9 protein-coding genes are annotated in these 17,592 nt (G+C 73.7%); 4 read left to right on the top strand and 5 right to left on the bottom strand.

Going from position 1 to position 17,592, the window contains the following annotated elements:
• Positions 1 to 223 precede the first annotated feature (223 nt).
• Together ACLIN4_RS01180 and ACLIN4_RS01175 are read left to right on the top strand one after the other, a co-directional pair.
• Positions 224 to 745 carry a hypothetical protein gene (locus ACLIN4_RS01180; RefSeq protein ID WP_100047757.1) on the top strand — a complete coding sequence of 174 codons (522 nt, stop codon included), beginning with the start codon at positions 224 to 226 and terminating at the stop codon, positions 743 to 745.
• 133 nt (positions 746 to 878) lie between these two features.
• Positions 879 to 1,820, top strand: coding sequence for an acyl-ACP desaturase (locus tag ACLIN4_RS01175; RefSeq protein ID WP_307653406.1), 942 nt, complete (start codon positions 879 to 881; stop codon positions 1,818 to 1,820).
• A 24-nt stretch (positions 1,821 to 1,844) separates the two neighbouring features.
• On the opposite strand, the gene ACLIN4_RS01170 is transcribed toward ACLIN4_RS01175, so the two are convergent.
• From ACLIN4_RS01170 to ACLIN4_RS01160, 3 genes are all read right to left on the bottom strand, one after another.
• A complete protein-coding gene (locus ACLIN4_RS01170; RefSeq protein WP_179342595.1) occupies positions 1,845 to 2,627 on the bottom strand; it encodes a thioesterase II family protein in 783 nt (260 codons plus the stop codon).
• A gap of 181 nt (positions 2,628 to 2,808) precedes the next feature.
• On the bottom strand, positions 2,809 to 10,374 hold the full coding sequence (locus ACLIN4_RS01165; protein WP_411575390.1) for an SDR family NAD(P)-dependent oxidoreductase: 7,566 nt from the start codon (positions 10,372 to 10,374) through the stop codon (positions 2,809 to 2,811).
• 62 nt (positions 10,375 to 10,436) lie between these two features.
• Entirely contained in the window at positions 10,437 to 11,480 is a 1,044-nt protein-coding gene (locus ACLIN4_RS01160; protein WP_411575389.1) for an SDR family oxidoreductase, read from the bottom strand.
• Between the two features lie 479 nt (positions 11,481 to 11,959).
• Between ACLIN4_RS01160 and ACLIN4_RS01155 the strand changes: the two genes are divergently transcribed.
• The gene (locus ACLIN4_RS01155; RefSeq protein WP_107476467.1) at positions 11,960 to 14,113 is read left to right on the top strand and encodes an MMPL family transporter; all 2,154 of its coding nucleotides are present in this window, start codon (positions 11,960 to 11,962) and stop codon (positions 14,111 to 14,113) included.
• Between the two features lie 152 nt (positions 14,114 to 14,265).
• Here the strand turns inward: ACLIN4_RS01155 and ACLIN4_RS01150 are convergent, their stop codons facing one another.
• Complete coding sequence (locus tag ACLIN4_RS01150; RefSeq protein ID WP_289909302.1) at positions 14,266 to 15,204, bottom strand: helix-turn-helix domain-containing protein; 939 nt, start codon at positions 15,202 to 15,204, stop codon at positions 14,266 to 14,268.
• A gap of 129 nt (positions 15,205 to 15,333) precedes the next feature.
• Between ACLIN4_RS01150 and ACLIN4_RS01145 the strand changes: the two genes are divergently transcribed.
• Entirely contained in the window at positions 15,334 to 16,389 is a 1,056-nt protein-coding gene (locus tag ACLIN4_RS01145; protein WP_289909301.1) for a saccharopine dehydrogenase family protein, read from the top strand.
• Positions 16,390 to 16,836: 447 nt separating this feature from the next.
• On the opposite strand, the gene ACLIN4_RS01140 is transcribed toward ACLIN4_RS01145, so the two are convergent.
• Positions 16,837 to 17,280, bottom strand: coding sequence for a hypothetical protein (locus ACLIN4_RS01140; protein ID WP_257101439.1), 444 nt, complete (start codon positions 17,278 to 17,280; stop codon positions 16,837 to 16,839).
• Positions 17,281 to 17,592: the final 312 nt, after the last annotated feature.

Genomic DNA, 17,592 nt, shown 5'->3' with positions numbered 1-17,592 from the left:
CGGGCCGCGGATCGCAGGACCACAGGCGTGCGGAGTCGATCGGTTTCGAGGCGAGGCGTTCAGTGCGCATGGTGCTGAAGACTGCTCGGCCGAGATGTTCACGCCGCACACGCCGGTCCGTGTGACCCTCCGTGACCTGCGAGGGCATCGACCGTTTACCTGTGTGGGCTGCTGTCAGAGCCCGCGGTCCGAACACCCCCACTCGCAAGGAGCAGCTTCTGTCATGACCGTTCGTCGTGCATTCCGGCGCGCCGCCGTCGCCGCAACCCTGATCCCCGCCGCGCTGCTCGTCGGCCACACTCCCGCCCAGGCGGTGGAACTGCCTCCTGCGTGTCTCGCAGCCCTCTCGGAGGCCCAGGACAAGTTCCCCGTCCAGCAGTTCACCGTCCCCGACAAGGTGAAGACCGCCCTCTTCGACGAGCTGGCCGCGCTCGGCGAGACAGACCAGAAGGCGCTCACCGAGACCGCGTGCGCGGCGTGGAACGAGTGGGCCACCGCGAACGGGGCGACCGTGGCCCGGGACCTGGACACCCGCTACCAGAACACCGACGGCCTGGCGTGCACCAAGTTCACCACCGCGGCGATCGGAGCGTTCAAGAAGTACGCGCCGACCATCCCCGCGGAGACCCGCGGCCTGGAGACCGTGGCCAAGAAGGTCTGGGGCAACGCCATGCAGACCCTCTCCGTCGAGGCGACCAACGCCACCTGCCGGCAGTCGTACGGCAGCGTGAAGGCCGGCTGGTAGCACACCCTCCCCGGAGTGGCCTGCGTGCCGCTCCTCCGTCGCGCACCCGTGGCCGGGCCCGCTCAGGCACCCACCGCCTTCGCCGGTCCGGCTGCGGTCCTCCGCTCGGCGGAAACCGCACTGTGAGGTCCCTGTGTCTGACGATCACACTCCCGCGACGGTCGGCTTCCTCGTGGCCCTGGAACCGGTCGTGGCCCGCCTGCTCGACCGCCACCTCGCCGCCGCCAAACCCTGGTTCCCGCACGCCTACGTGCCGTGGAGCGAAGCCACCGACTACGACGGTCCCCTGGACGGCGAGCCGTGGCGGCCCGGCCAGTCCCTGATGTCGGACGCGGTCCAGGACTCCTTCACCGTCAGCCTGCTGACGGAGGACAACCTCCCCAGCTACCACCACGAGATCGCCACCGTCTTCGGCCGGGACGGCGCCTGGGGCACATGGGTACACCGGTGGACGGCGGAGGAGGACCGGCACGCCTACGCCCTGCGCAGCTACCTCCACGCCCGCCGCGCCCTCGACCCGGTCCGTCTGGAGGAGCAGCGCATGGCTCACCTCTCGCGCGGCTTCGAGAGCGGCCGTCCCGGCGTACTGCACAGCCTGGCCTACGTCACCGTGCAGGAGATGGCCACCCGTGAGGCGCACCGCAACACCGGCAAGGCCTGCGGAGACCCCCTCGGTGAGCAGCTGACCGCCCGGATCGCGGCCGACGAGAACCTCCACATGCTCTTCTACCGCGACCTGTACCGGGCGGCGATCGACCTCGACCCGGACGCCGCGCTCACCGCGCTGGCCGACATCATCTGCGAGTTCCGGATGCCGGGAGCCACCCTGCCGGGGTTCCGGGAACGGTCCCTGCGCATCGCGGCCGCCGGCATCTACAACCTCGACATCCACCGTGAGCACGTCCTGCTGCCCCTGCTGCGCACGCTCGGTGTATGGGGGCGCACCGACCTCACGGCCGTCGGTGACCAGGCGCGCGAACGCATCGGGCTGCACCTGGAGCAGGTGCAGCGCAACGCCGCCCGGTTCCGCTCGGTCTTCGCTCGGCTGGACCCGGACGGTGTCGTCGGCGCGTGAGCGCCGACCGCGCCAGGGGGCCGCTCAGGCGAGGCTGTCCGCCTCGAGCACACCCCGCAGATCCCTTGCGAGGCTCCACGCGACCTCCGGCCACCGGTCGTCGATGTAGAAGTGCCGCCCGGGGTAGACGCGGTGGCGGACGCGGCCCCGGCTCAGTTCGGACCACGTACGGGCGGCGTCCTGGGGGACGACGGAGTCGTCGCGTCCGCCGAACACGCTGATCGGGGCGTCCAGCGGGGCCTCCTCCCGGTACCGGTAGCGCAGGTAGACGCTCACCTCTCGCTTGAGGACCGCGTTCGCGCTGGAGGCGTGCAAGGCCTGCCGCGCGGCCAGTTCCCGGAACAAGGGCATCAGGCTGTGGAGCGGACGCGTCCTCAGTGCGGCGACCAGCGAGTGCCACCCGTGCGGTGGCGGGGTGGCGGAGACCCCGAGCAGTACCGGCTGGGCCAGGCCCCGGCGTCTGAGGTGACGGGTCGCCTCGAAGGCGAGCAGTCCTCCGCCGCAGTGGCCGAAGAAGGCGAAGGGGCGGCCGGCCGCCTCCCGGCCGACCTCGTCCGCCAGCCTGCCGGCCAGCTCCAACACGTCGCGCACCGCCGGTTCCCGCAGACGCCGTCCGTGACCGGGCAGCTCGACGGGGTACGGCTCCACCCAGTCGGGCAGCTCGGGCACCAGCGGAAGGAAGAAGGAGGCGGGCCCGCCGAGGAAGGGCAGGCAGTACAGGCGTACCTCGGCGTGCGGTCGGGGTACGGCAGCGGCGGTCCAGGCAGAGGGGGCAGTGGTGGGGCGGCTGCCGTCGTGTGCGCTCACCGGACAGTCCTCGAGTGCGGTGGGGTGGGACCGGCCCCCGGCACGAAGGCCGGTCCGCCGGATGAAGGCCTGCCGACGGTCGACGGTCGGCCTGCGGGGGCGCCCGTTGACGGACGTGGTCCGAAGGGCGACGGCCCGGTGCCCGCGGCCGTCGCCGTGACGGTGCGGGCACCGGGCCCGGTCACAGTCGTGCGGCCGGAGCGGCCGCCACCGGTCGGGGAGCGGTCTGCCCGGGACCCGTCTGCTGGGCCGGCAGTGCCCCGCCGCCGCTCCGCGCGGACTGCTGCCTGAGGACCAGGTCGGCCAGAGCCGTCAGGGTCGGATTGGCGATCGCCTCGATGGCAGGGATCTGGCAGTCGAAGTGGCGCTGCACCAGGACGGCGAGTTCGGCCGCCATCAGGGAGTCCAGCCCCAGGTCGCCCAGCGGCCGTTCCATCGGGACCCGTTCCGGAACCGTCTGAAGGACGGTGGCGGCCAGCTCGGCCAGTGCCCGCAAGGCCAGTTCGCGCGCCTCCCCTGGGGGCAGGGACGCCAACTGCTCGCGCAGGTCGCCGCCGCTGTGCCCGGCCACCTTCTGCGCCGGCGCCAGGACCGGACTCAGCCGCGGGGAGTCCGCGGCCGGGCAGAACGAGCGCAGCGCCTCCCACGTCATCCGGCCCACCGCGACGACCTCCGCCGGTTCCGTCAGGAGCCGGCCCAGACGCGAGTGCGCCTCACGCGGCGTCAGCAGGCCCATGCCCTTGCCTTCCAGCATCCTGGTCAGTTCCAGCCGGGCCACGTAACCGGCCTCGTCGATGCCGCCCCACTGCACGGCCAGCGCGGCCTCCCCGCGGCGGCGACGGGCCCGGGCGAGGGACTCCAAGGCGACGTTGGCACCGACGTAGGCGGCCTGGTGGGGATTGCCGATGAGCGCGGCGGCCGACGAGTACAGGACGAACAGGTCGAGCCGCCTGCCACGGGTCAGCTCGTCGAGGACCAGCGCCCCGCCGACCTTCGGGGCGAGCACCGCCGACAGGCGCGCGTCGTCCAGGTCGGTGAGCGGGGCGTCGTCCAGGTGCATCGCCGCGTGCACGACACCGCGCACCGGATGCCCGTCACGGTCGGCGCAGTCGAAGACGGCGCGCATCGCCTCGATGTCGGACGCGTCGGCGGCGTGCGCCGTGACCCGTACCCCCCGACCGCGCAGTTCCCTCAGCATCTCCGGGGCCCCGGGCGTCCGCTCGCCCCGGCGGCCGACCAGGGCGAGGTGGCGGGCGCCGCACTCGGCGAGCCAGCGCGCGGTGGCCGCGCCGAAGCCCCCGAGTCCGCCGGTCACCAGATAAGTGCCCTCCGGGTCGGGCGAGTGCCGCGCCGGGTAAGGGGCGAGGGGCGGGGTCTCGTCGAAGGCGATGACGAGCTTGCCGACGTGGTGCGAGTGCTGGAGCAGGCGGAAGGCATCCGCGGCCTCGGCGGCGGGCCGTACCCAGTGCGGCACCGGCTGGAACGTGCCGTCGGCGATGCCCTCGGCGAGCGGACCGACGTGCTGTCCCGCCCGGTCCGGGTCCTGCAGCACCATCTCGTTGAGATCGACGGCGCAGAAGGACAGGGCCCGCTGGAACGGGCCCAGCAGCAGGCGCTCGTTGGCGGCGAGGTCCCGCTTGCCGAGTTCCACGAAGTGGCCGCCGGACCTCAGCAGTTCCAGGCTGCGGGTGACGGCCTCCCCGCTGAGCGAGTTCAGGACCACGTCCACACCGCGCCCGCCGGTGGCCTCGAGGACCTGCTCGGCGAAGTCGAGGGTGCGCGAGTCGGCGACGAGGTCGACGCCCAGCAGGCGCAGCAGGTTCCTCTTGTGCTCCGTGCCCGCGGTGGCGAAGACCCGGGCGCCGACCCGCTGTGCGTACTGGACGGCGGCCAGGCCCACGCCACCGGCGGCCGCGTGCACGAGGACGGTCTGCCCCCTGCTCAGCCGGGCGACGTGCCCGAGGCCGTAGTGGGCGGTGAGGAAGGCCAGCGGGACCGTGGCCGCCGCGGTGAGGTCCATCCCGTCGGGGACCCGGAACACGGCTCGCGCGTCGACGGTCAGGTGCGAGCGCAGGGCGCCCCGGAACAGGGCGCAGACCCGGTCGCCGGGGGCGAACCCGGACACCTGGTCGCCGACGGCGGTGACGACCCCGGCGCACTCGTAGCCGACGGGGTGTTCATGGCCGCCGTCGGTTGCGGGCTGCGGCGGGAGCACGGCCTGCGCCTGGAGCACGTCGCGGTAGTTGAGACCGGCCGCGCGGACCTCGAGGGACACCTCGCCGGGGCCGGGCGGCGCGGGTGGCGAGGCCGGGCGCCACACCAGGTCGTACGCGGGGCCCGGCCGTCGCACGTGCAGGGCGTAGCCGCCGGGCTCCGGCGGGGCACACGGCGCGGGCCCGGCCGGGCGGTCGGTCACCCGCGTCACGAACCGGCCGTGCTCCGTGGTGACGATCTCGTCCTCGTCGCCCGGGTCCAGCAGTTCGGCCGCGATCCTCCGCACGGCCTCCGCGCCGCCGTCGTAGTCCGCCGCCAGCCGCCGTACGGCGATCCGGCCGTGCTCGTTGGCGAGGGAGCGCGCCGCGCCCCAGGCCGCGGCGGCGGGGACGGAGGCGGGCTCCGGCGCGGGCGTCGCCCCGGCCGTCGGCGCCACCAGCCACAGCGCGCGGGAGACGTCCGAGGGCAGGCGGGACAGCAGGGACGACGCGTTCCGCAGCGTCGCCGTGTACCGCACGCATCGGTCGGTGACCTGGCGCGCGGTGGGCGCCGCGGCACCCGGAGGCTGCGCGTCCGAGCCGGTGACCAGGACGACGGTGACGGCGGACATGTCGGGGTCGCCGCCGGCCGGCAGGCCCGCCCACTCTCCGGGGCCGGCGTCCGGCCCGGTCCGGAGCACCGTGCCGCCGACCGTCTCCAGGGACTCGGCCAGTCCGGCCGAGATGCCGCAGTCCGGCTCCCCGACGATGATCCAGGCCGACTTCTCACCCGCCCGGGGCAACGGCGGCCGGACCGCGACGGCGTGGGGACGGGGCGCGCGCCGCGCGCTGATGACGGAGGCGACCCGCTCCAGCCCGCCCCCCACGTCGGTGTGTGCGACATCTCCGAAGCCGGTCTGCTTGAGCAGCTCCCGCCAGCGCCCACGGGGCAGCAGCGGGGTGCGGGGGCGTTCAGTGAGGTCGGTGCGGTTCCAGAAACTCCTCAGGAGCCCGAAGACCAGAGCGCAGGCCGCCGTGTCGTGCATCTCCTGCAGCAGCAGGTGGCCGTCGTCCGCGAGAAGGAACGACAGCCTGCCCAGGGCGCCGCGCACGTCCTCCGTGGCGTGCAGGACGTTGGAGGCGATGACGACGTCGAAGGACCCCTCCGCGTAGCCCTGCTCCCGCGGGTCGCGGTTGAGGTCCAGGGTCCGGCACTCGATGAAGTCGTGGGCGGCGAGCCGTCCCCGCGCGCGGGGGAAGAAGGACTCGGAGACGTCCGTGAAGAGATACCGGGTGCGCTCGCGCGGCAGGTGGGGCGCCACCACCCGCGTGGTGGCGCCGGTGCCGGCACCCACCTCCAGCACACGCAGCGTGCGATGGGCGGGCCAGGTCCCGACCAGGGCGCGCACCGCCGACCGCAGGGCGCGGTGGGCGACCTCCGACTGGAGCGAGGAGGTGTACAGCTCCTCGGTCAGGTACCGGCCGGACTCGGAGAACAGCAGCTCCAGCGGGTCACAGCGCCCCGTCAGGACGTCCGGCAGCCGCCGACCGCACATGCCGTACGCGGTCAGCTCCGGGCCGCGCCCCAGCGGGCCCGCGGCCAGCGCGCGCACCGCCTCCTCGGGACGCCCGGGGGACAGGAGCCGGCAGGCGCCCCCGGAGCGGAAGGCGTCCGCGCCCGCCACCAGACCGTACTCCTCGGCCACCTCCAGCAGGACGCCGAGCAGGGGCTCGTACTCGGGCAGCACGCCCGCGCCGCTCAGCCCGGCCCAGCTGGGACACGCCTCGCCCGGCAGGATCTCCTCGACGGCGCAGACCGCGAAGTGCGCCGACACGCGCTTGAGCGCCGCCATGAGTTCCAGCGCCCGGCTGATCTCGGCCTCGGAAAGGGCCGCGTCGACCGGGGCGGCGGTCGTTCTCCCTCCGGCTCGTGGGCAGGGGAGCGGTGCGGAGGACGCGCCGTGCTCGGCACGCGGGGCGGCGCGCAGTTCGGTGACGCACTCGCTCACCGCGGGCCGGACCCCGGTGTCGAATCGGCGCAGCCGGCAGCCGAGGAGTTCCACGCAGACCGCGCCGTCCTCGTCGACGACGGTGACGTCCCAGACGGCCTCGGCAGCGGTGGCGGACCGGGCGCGCACCCGGACGTGCCCGGTGGCGGTCGGCGGACGCCAGAGGCGGACGGTGTCGACGGCCGCGGGCAGGAAGGCCGTCTCGTCGGCGTCGTCCAGCAGCACGGCGCCGGCCTGCAGTGCACCGTCGAGGATCGCCGGGTGCGCGAGATAGTCCGCGACGTCGAGGTGGTCGGCCCGGTAGCGGGCCTCCGACTCGCGGCCGTCGGTGCGGACGTACTCGAGGACGCGGAACGAGGGGCCGTAGTCCACTCCGCCGCGACGGGCCCGGTGGTACACCTCGTCCGCCGCGGCGCTCCGGGGCAGGTCGCCGTGCCGCCCACCGTCGAGACCCCCGGGGGCGCGGCCGAGCAGACGCCGTACCCGCCCGCGGGCGTGCGCCCGCCACGGCTGCCCGGTCCCACCGGCCCGGCTCGCCACGCGCACCACGCCGTCCTCGTCGGACAGGGAGGTGTGCAGCCAGACCTCCATGTCCGGGTCGTCCCAGGGCAGGGTGAGCGGCTGGAAGGTCAACGCCGTCACCTCCAGGGGCCCGTCGAGGACCCGGCTCCCGGCCGCCAGGACCGCCTCGACGTACCCGGCGGCCGGCATCAGCACCGCGCCGGACACCTTGTGGTCGGCGAGCCACGGTAGCCGGGCCGGGTCGAGACGCTGGTGCCAGCCCGGTTCCAGGGCCGCGGCCCGTTCGCCGAGCAGCGGGTGGTCCAGGGCGCCGCTCCCGCAGGTCCGGGTCCAGGACGTGGCCGGCGGCAGCGGGTACCTCTCACGTTGCCAGGCGTACGGCGGCAGATCGGCGACCCGTCCGGGCACGGGGAAGAACGCCGACCAGTCCCCGGCCCCCGCGGCCAGGACGCCCCCGACCGTCTCCTCCAGGGCGTCCGCGCCCGGCCCGTGGCGGCGCAGGGTGGGCAGGACCGCGGCCGGGACCCCTGCCGACTCGGCGGCCCGGCGCAGATAGGCGGTCAGCACCGGGTGCGGGCCGACTTCGACGAGCGCCCCGCAGCCTTCCTCCAGCACGGCGGCGAGCGCGTCGGCGAGCAGCACCGGCCGCCGCAGGTTGCGCCACCAGTACCCGGCGTCCAGACCGACTCCCTCCTCGGCGTGGCGGAGCCGGCCGGTGACGGTGGAGGCGAACGGCAGCCGCAGCGCCCCCGGGCGCAGATCGGCCAGTGCCGCCTTCATGGGCTGCGCGAGCGGGTCCATGTGCCGGCTGTGGAAGGCGTGGTCGAGGTCGAGCGGTCGGAAGAACACGTCCCGGTCCGCGAGGTGCTGTCCGAGCTCCTTCAGGGCCGTCTCGTCACCGCTGACGGTGACGTCACGGACACTGTTGACGGCGGCGATCTCCAGTTTCCCGCCGTACGGCAGGAGCAGCGCGCGGGTCTCCCGCTCGGGCAGCCCCACCGCCGCCATGCGGCCACTGCCGGCGGTGGTGGCCTGCAGCCGGCTGCGCTCGGCCACCACTCGCGCGGCGGCGGGCAGGTCCAGCGCCCCAGCGACACAGGCGGCGGCGATCTCGCCGACGCTGTGCCCGAGGACCACGTCGGGGTGCACCCCCTGTTCGGCCAGGGCGGCCACGAGCCCCCACTGCAGGGCGAACAGCGCGGGCTGGGCGACCTCCGTGCACGCCATGCGCGAGCTCCCGCCCGGCGCGGCCAGTTCCCCGGCCACCGACCAGCCGAGCAGCGGGGAGAGCACGGCGTCCGCTTCCGCCACGGCGGCGCGGAAGGCGGGCACCGTGGCCATCAGGTCGGCGCCCATCCCGTGCCATTGCGACCCGTTCCCGGAGAACGCGAACACCACCCTTCCGCTTCCGGGCTGCCCGGTGACGGGCGGCTGCGGTACGGCCGGGGAGGCGGCCCGGTCCCGCAGCCGGTCGGTGGCCTCTTCCGGGGTGCGGGCCAGTACCACCGCGCGGTGCGGGTGAGGGTGCCGTCGGCGGCAGGCGGTCCAGGCGGTGTCGTAGAACGAGTCGGGTCCGACGGTCTCCAGGTGGTCGGCCGTCCGGTGCAGGGCGGACGTCAGCGCGTCCTCGGTGCGGGCCGAGACCAGCACGGGCAGCGCACCGCCCTGCGGCCGGGCGGCCTCCGCCCGCGCGGGGGCGGGAGCGGGCGCCGCTTCGAGCAGGACGTGTGCGTTCGCGCCGCCGAACCCCGCGGAGCTGACCCCTACCGCACCGCGGCCCTCGCAGGCCGGTACCGGCCTCGCGGTCACGGCCGGCTCGAGCCCGAGCCCGGCGAAGTCGATGTCGGTGGCGAGCGGTTCGGCGTGCAGGCTCGCGGGGATGTGCCCGTGGCGCAGCACCAGGCACGCTTTGAGCAGCCCCGGCATGCCCGAAGCCGCCTCGAGGTGCCCCAGGTTGCTCTTGACCGTGCCGATGGGCAGCGGTCCCCTGGTACGGGCCGCGGCGAGGGCCCTGCCGACCGCCTGGCACTCGGCGCGGTCCCCGGCCCGCGTTCCGGTGCCGTGCGCCTCGAAGTACACCAGTGCGTCCGGGGACACCCCGGCGTCCCGGTAGAGCGTGCGCAGCAGCTCCTCCTGCGCCTCGCTGCTGGGCAGGGCCATCCCCTGGGTGCGCCCGTCGCTGTTGACGCCGGACGCCCGGATCACCGCGTGCACCCGGTCGCCGTCGGCGAGCGCGTCGGCGAGCGGCTTGAGGACGACCAGTGCCCCGCCCTCCGCCCGTACGAACCCGTCGGCGTCGGCGGAGAAGGCCCGGCACCGGCCGGTCGGGGACAGCATCGACGCCTTGGCGAACCCGACGTAGGGGTGGGGGTCGAGCAGCAGGCCGATGCCGGCCGCGAAGGCCGTGCGGCTGCGGCCGGTGCGCAGCGCCTCGCACGCCTGGTGCACCGCCGTCAGGGCCGACGAACAGGCGGTGTCGACGGTGATGCTCGGGCCCCGCAGGTCGAAGACGTGCGACAACCGGTTGGAGACGATGGAGTTGGCCCCGCCGGTCATGGTGTACGGCCCGGTCCTGTCCGGGACGGTGCCCATCAGGGCCAGCGCGGACGACCCGGCGCAGCCGACGAAGACGGCGGTGTCCGTCCCCGCGAGCCGGTCGGCGTCCAGCCCGGCGTCGTCCAGCGCCTCGACCGCCATCTCCAGCAGCAGCCGTTGCTGCGGGTCCATGTGGGCGGCCTCGCGCGGCGAGATGCCGAAGTAGGAGGCGTCGAATCGGTCGTGCTCCTGGAGGAACCCGCCCGCGACGGTGTACGTCCTGCCGGGGCGGCGGGGGTCCCGGTCGAGGAACCGGGAGGCGTCGAAGCGGTCCGCGGGGACCTCGGTGACCAGGTCCCGGCCCTCGCTCAGGGCCGTCCACAGGCCGCCCAGGGAGGTGATGCCCCCGGGAAGGCGGCAGGCGGCGCCGACGAGGGCGATCGGCGTGTCGGGCCCGGACGCGCGGACGGGGTCGGGGGGCGTGGGCAAAACGGTCTCCTTGAGGTCGTTGGGCAGGAGCGGGGGCCGGCCGTTCGCGGTCGCGGGCACGGTCAGCGCAGTGCCGCCGCGACGTAGTCCCGGTCGACGACGGGCCGGTCGGGCCAGGCGAGGCCGAGCCCGGCCAGAGCGCGGTCCTCGTAGGTGCGGGAGAACGACAGCCAGCACGCGTACGCGGGGAGCGCGAGCCGCACGTCGATCGAGCCCGGCGTGGAATGCCAGGTGGTGTCCACGGGGACGCCGAAGTGGTCACCGAGGGCCGCGATCACCTCGGTCACCGGCAGGTGGCGCGGGTTGACGACGTGGCAGACGCGCGGCAGGTCCCCGTACTGCCGTCCGGCGGCCTCCGTCATCGCGTACGCGGCGTGCTCGACCGGCAGGACGTTGGTCCTGGCGCCCTCGGGCACCGGCAGCGTCACCGGCCCGGGATGCCGGCGGAGCACGGTACCCACCCGCTCCGCCAGCACCTGAAGAGGATGGCTGGGACGGTCGGGGTGCGCGGGCCGTCGGGTGGCCAGGCAGCTCGGGCGGAAGACGACTGCCCGGCCACCGTGCTCGGACACCCAGCGGTGCACCAGTCCCTCGCCCTCGAACTTCGACTGCTCGTACGGGGTGTTGAAGCCGAAGGAAGCGTCCAGCTCCTTCTCCTCGACGACTCCGTCGGGCCGGGCCCCCGCCACGGCGACCGTGCTGATGTGGCACAGCAGGGGCGCCCGCTCGCCGGCCGTCACGAGGCGCAGTACGTGCCGTGTCCCGTCGACGTTTGTGCGCCGCGCCCGTGGCAGGTCCGCGGCGAAGGAGATGTCACCGGCGCAGTGCCACAGGACGTCGATCCGGTCCGCGAGCCGCAGGAAGCCCTCGCGCCCCAGCCCGAGAAAGCCGTCCTCCAGCACGATCTCCTGCGTCTCCACGCGCGTACGAGCCGTCCGCAGTTCTTCCGCGCCCGCGCCGCACGCCCGCAGGAACCGTTCCACGCGCACGGTGGCCGGCAGCGGATGCCGGCGCGCGAGCAGCAGCAGCCGCCTCCCACGCGCCAGCGCTTCACGCACCAGGTGCAGGCCCAGGAGGCCGGTGGCACCGGTGATGGCGGTCAGCACACACGCTCCCGCGTTCCGGTACCCGTCCGGCAGGGGACCCGGGCCGGGCGCGAACGGGGTGCCGCCAAGGGCATCGCACGAATCACGCGTCGGACAGTAGCCGAGCGGATGCTCACCGTGACTCCTGTCGCGGGTGTTCACCCTCCGGGGTGATCACTCGCCGCCGGTCCACCGGCTGCGCCCGCCGTCAACGGCACATCCCCGAGGAACCACCGGGCTGACCGGCTCCCGCAGGTACGCGCGGCTCGCCGCCCACGCCCCCGGACCAGCACCCGTGCGTCGGGCCCGACGTCAACGCGCGCGCTGCACCGCGTCACCCCTTCGAGTAGTCCCCGCGGAGCGCCCCGGCGGACCCACGGGCCTGTGCCACCCGGCCGTCCCTGCCGCTGCCGCCGGGCGAAGCGCCCCGGGCGCCCAGAACGTCCCGGTTCGCCTGTGGTAGCCAATGGCCCCCGACAGCGACGCGGAAGGAGGCGCGGGTGCGCCGAATCGGAGCCTTCGTGGTGCGGTACCGGTACGCCGTGATGACCGGGTGGCTGGTCCTGGTCGCCGCGAGTCTCGCCGTGCTCCCCTCCCTGCCCCGGATGCTGCAGCCACCGGACATCACGGTCGACCGTTCCGCCTCGGCCGCCGCGTCCGAACTGATCGCCGAGCGGTTCCCGGACATCGGCGGCCGGCAGGTGATGCTTGCCTTCACGTCCCGCACGCTGCCCGCCGACGACCCGGCGTACCGGCGCATCACCCGGGCCGTCACCGACGCGATGTCGGAACACGCGAGGGTGGGGGCCGCTCTGCCGGTTCCCCGCACCGAGGACCAGCACCCTCGCCACGCCTACGTGATGCTCGGCGTGACCGGTGCGACGGACACCGCCCGCCGTGTGCTGCCGGAACTGGACGCACGGGCCGAGGAGGTCGCCCGCGACCACTCGGACGGCGCGGTGTCCGTCGCGCTGGTCGGCCTGGACCCGGTCCTGTCCGAACTGGCCCGTGCCACCACCGAGGACCTGCGTTCCGCCGAGACGTACGCCGTGCCCGCGGCGGCCCTGCTGCTGGCGGTGGGACTCGGCTCCGTGGGGGCCGCCGCGCTGGTCCTGCTGCTCGCCGGCACCGCGATCGTGCTGAGCCTCGGCGTCCTGACGCTGACCGGGCTGTCCCACGGCGTGGACGCCACCGCGGTGACCGTGGTCGCCACCGTCGGCCTTGGCGTGGGCCTGGACTACGCCCTGCTGATGACGCTGCGTCACCGCCGACGCCGCGCCGCCGGCCTGCCCCCGGAACGGGCCGCCGAGCAGGCCACCGCCACGGCGGGAGCCACGGTCGTCCTGGCGGGCACGGCCGTCGTCACGACCGCCGTCGGCCTGCTCCTGACCGACATCGCCTACATGCGGACCCTGGCACTCGCCGCGGTGCTGGCCGCCTCGACCGCCACCCTCGCCTCGCTCACCCTGATGCCGGCGCTGCTCGCCTCCTGCGACCGGGTCCTGGCATGGGCCCCGATGCCCTGGGCACGGCCGGGACGGCGCCGTCCGAAGGCCGGTCCCACCGCTTGGGAACGCTGGACCGGCCACCTGCTGCGCCACCCGGGCCGCTACGCGACGGCCGCGGTGCTGCTCCTGCTGCTGGCCGCGGCCCCGGTGCTGGGGCTGCGCACGGCGCTGCACTTCGACCGGGCGGTCCTGTCGGACACCACGCTCGGCGCCGGGCTGGCCCGGATGGAGGACGACCGGATCGCGAGCCTGACGCTGGTCGCGCTGCCCCACCCGGAGGACGCCGGATCGGTCGAGACCCAGTCCCTGACCGCCGAACTGCGCAAGGATCCGCGGGTGTTCCTCACCACCGCGATCGACGACGGCCGCGAACTGACACTCGTGCTGATCGGCGAGCGGCAGGCCCCGGACACCGACGCCGCGGCGGCCTTGCAGCGACATCTGCGCGAGGACCTGGTGCCCCGCCTGCTGCCCGCCGGGCAGCCCGTGCTGATCGCGGGTCCGGCCGCGACCGTCCACGACCTGACGGCCGAGGTCGACGACCAGGTTGGGCTGGTGCTGGTGGTGATCTGCTGCGGCACTTTCGTGCTGACCTTCCTGGTCTTCCGCTCCGTCGTCGTGCCGCTCAAGGCGATCGCGATGAACCTGCTCTGCGTCGCCGCCGCCTTCGGCATGCTCGCCCTGGCCGCGCCCGTCCTCGGCCACCCCGCGGTCAACCCGCTGCTCCCGCTGATCACGCTCACCCTGGTGTTCGGTCTGTCCATGGACTACGAGGTCTTCCTCGTCCACCGCATCGCCGAGCACTACCGGGCCCACGGCGACAACGCCGCGGCCGTCCTGCACGGACTGCGCCGCACCGCGCTGCCCATCAGCCTGGCCGCGGGCGTGCTCGTGGTGAGCCTCACCGGCCTCCTCGGCACCCACCGCCAGGACCTGCGTCAGATCGGCTTCGTGGTGATGGTCGCCGTGGTGCTGGACGCCACCGTCGTCCGCATGGTGCTGGCGCCCGCCCTGATGCGTCTCATGGGACGCGCCAACTGGTGGCTGCCCGGCGGGCTCGGACGCGTGCTGTCCGCCCGCGACGCCGAGGCACGTGTTCCCGCACAGGCGAGTGTCGCCCCCACGGCCGACCGGCCCCGGGTGTGACCACCACGGCGTCGGACGCCCGCCCACCGGGCACCCGACACCCGCCGAACCGGGCGGTGACATGCAGTCACCGCACGCACTGACGACCGGGCGTGCCATCCCGTACGCCTGGGCCTGCGCAGTGAAGTGCGATCCCGCCCCAGGACTGTTCTTCAAGGGCGGAAGGTACGGCGGTAGGTGTCGGGCGGGACGCCGACGGTGCGATGGAAGTGGCGGCGCAGGGTGGTGGCGGTGCCCATCCCGGACGTCTCGGCGACGGTGTCGATGGTGTCGTCGGTGGTTTCCAGCAACTCCTGAGCCCGGCGAATGCGTTGGGCGTGGAGCCACTGCAGGGGCGTGGTGCCGGTGAGGTGCTTGAAGTGGCGGGCCAGGTGGCGTGAGCTCAGGCCGGCCCGACGGGCGAGGTCCTCGACGGTGAGGGGCTGGTCGAGGTGTTGCAGGGCCCACGGGAAGAGTTCGGCAAGGGGGTGATGGCGGCCCGGCTCGGGGACGGGGGTGGCGATGAACTGGGCCTGCCCGCCGTCGCGGTGAGGGGGAACGACCAGGCGGCGGGCGATCTTGTTGGCGTTGGCCGAGCCGTGGTCCAGGCGGACCAGGTGCAGGCACAGGTCCATGGCGGCGGCCTTTCCCGCCGAGGTGAGGACGTCGCCGTTGTCGACGTAGAGGACGTCCGGATCGATGGCCGCCGCCGGGTGCCGCCGGGCCAGCTCCCCGGTGTGGGCCCAGTGCGTGGTGGCGCGTCTCCCGTCGAGCAGGCCGGCGGCGCCCAGGACGAAGGCGCCGGTGCACAGCGAAGCCACCCGCGCGCCTGCCGCGTGGGCCGCGCGAACCGCGTCGACCAGTTCCGCCGGGGGATCGAGGTCGGTGTCGGCCCAGCCCGGCACGAGCACGGTGTCCGCCCGCGCGAGGTGGTCGAGTCCGTGGTCGGGCTCCAGACGGAAGTGGCCGACGCGCACCGGGCCGTGTCCGCAGAGCGCGAAGTCGTACCACGGGTCCACGAGATGAGTCAGGTCCGCTCCGAAGACCTCCAGAGCTATGGACAGTTCGTAGTGGAGCATGCCCTCGGTGACAGCCAGCGCGACGCGATGCATGTCCGAAAGTGTATGCGGCATGTCGTTTCCGACGATCACGTCTGGTCCCGTCGGAGGGACAGGATGTGGGTGTCAGACCGCACGCGGACCGACGCCGCAGCGGACAGTCGAGTACACGGGAGCAGTCTCATGACGTCAGACCGGCTGGTGACGGTGTTCGGCGCGTACGGTCACACCGGGCGGTTCGTGGTCGCGGAGCTTGCCGCACGCGGATTCGTTCCGGTTCTGTCCGGACGCAACGCCGAAGCGCTCGGCGAGCTGGCCGACGAGTGCGGGCTCCAGGCCCGGGTGGCGTCGGTCGACGACCCGGCCTCGCTGGATCGAGCACTGGGCAATGCGGTGGCGGTCATCAACTGTGCCGGCCCGTTCGCTTCGACGACCAGCCCGGTGATCGAAGCCGCGCTGCGGGCAGGCATCCCGTACCTGGACGTGGCCGCCGAGATCGAGGCCAACCTCGATACGTTCGCACACTTCCGCGAGCGGGCCCGGGGCGAAGGAGCGGTGGTCGTCCCGGCCATGGCCTTCTTCGGAGGTCTCGGCGACCTGCTGGTCACCGCGGCCATGGGTGACTGGGCCTCGGCCGACGAGGCCCACATCGCCTACGCGCTCAGCAACTGGCACCCCACCGCCGGAACCCGGCTGTCGGGCGCGGTCTCCCGCGAGCGACGCGGCGGCGTACGCCTGCGCTACCGCGGCGGACAGTGGGAGCGCCGCACCGATGCCGCGCCGCTCCTCCAGTGGACCTTCCCCGAACCCGTGGGACGCCGGTCCGTGGTCGCGGAGTTCACCATGGCGGACGTGGTGACCGTCCCGCAGCATCTGGCCATTCCCGACGTGACCACCTACATGGACGCCGAGGCGGCCCGCGACGTCGTCGCCCCTGACACACCTGCACCGACCGCCGCAGACGGAAGCGGACGCTCCGACCAGACCTTCCTCGTCGACGTCGCCGTCCGCTCAGGCGGCGCCGAACGCCGGGCCACAGCCGCCGGCCAGGACATCTACGCCATCACGGCGCCCCTCGTCGTCGAGGCCCTCGATCGCGTGCTCAGCGGGCGCGTCCGAGCCACGGGCGTCGCCTCCGCCGGCGAGATCTTCGACGCCCCTGACTTCCTGCGGGCACTCGCCCCCCGTATTGCCTTCGGCCTGCACGGCCACGAGCAAGGGCCGCCGCACAGGGCATGATGCCCCTCGTCCGTAACGAGCTGCCGCCACCGCTCGGCAGGCTGCCGCAGCGGCAGCCCGGCAGCCGACGGGACCGGACCAGCTCCACCCCCGGCCGACACACCTCAACCGGAGGATCCGGCACGGCCGCGCTGTTGTCGCCGCGGAAAACCTGACGCAGATCACCTCGACTCGCGGAGACGGCTATCTGGTTTCCGCCGATCCAGCGGGCTGGGTCGAGTGCTGAGCATGTCCGACCGGCTTTCCCGGCCGTCGCCGCTACCCGTTCGACACCTCCGTCGCCGCATGAGCCTCTCCCGAACCCCGTGTCGGGAGCTGGGCGCACGTGCGGGGGAGCGTGTTCGATGTTCCCGAGACGCGGCAGCACTCCGCCAGACCGTTCGGGCGAACCGGTGCGGACGGGCCGCCGCCTCCCGGGAAGCGGCGGCCGTGACGCGTCCGGTGCCGTCAGTCGTCATACCGCTTGAGGTAGAGCTGCTTGCCGTACTCCTGGCCCAGCCACAGGCGGCGGTCCTCCCCGAAGTCGGCGAGGTTGGGGTTGTCGAAGGTGTGCGGGTGGTCGGTGTCGCCGTTGACGTTGATGACGACGCGTTCCAGGCACCACGCGGGGTCGGGGCCCACGGGCTCGAACCTCACGTAGACGGGGTAGCGGTCGAGGTCGTCGGTGTCCAGCTGAGGCCTGCGCGGGTCGTTGTAGGCGGGGTTCTCGACGTTGGCGTCCTCACCGAGGACGAAGGTCCAGTTGTCACCGGTCCGGGTGCCGTTGGCGGTCCCGCCGGCGTCGAGCACGAACTCTCGGCCGGCGATGCCCAGGTAGACCCATCCTTGTGTTCCACCATGCGGCACGTCGGCGGTACGGACATGCGCCTCGATTCTTTTGATCCTCGCCACGGGATGCCCTCCTTTCTCTCGCCGGGTTTCCCCGACGAATGACATGCGGGACCTTTCTGGATTGGTTCCCTGATGTGTTGAGGCGAATCCATGCCGATCGCGATGACGCTTTTCCTTGCTGGGATGTCGGGATTTTATCCGTCGCCTCCGAGGCGTGACTGATTTTTTCTCGGTGTGCGTCATGCGTGGGTGGTGATATGTGTATCATCAGCAAATAGCGGGCCGTGATGTGGCTGCCTCGTGCGACTGCTGCCGCCCTGACATACCGTTGCGCCCCTAGTAAGCCGACGGCGTGCGACGGTGCACGAGCCT

This window comes from Streptomyces mutabilis, from assembly GCF_046628145.1.
In the GTDB taxonomy this organism is placed as follows: domain Bacteria; phylum Actinomycetota; class Actinomycetes; order Streptomycetales; family Streptomycetaceae; genus Streptomyces; species Streptomyces mutabilis.
This window is presented reverse-complemented; position numbering and strand designations above follow the sequence as displayed.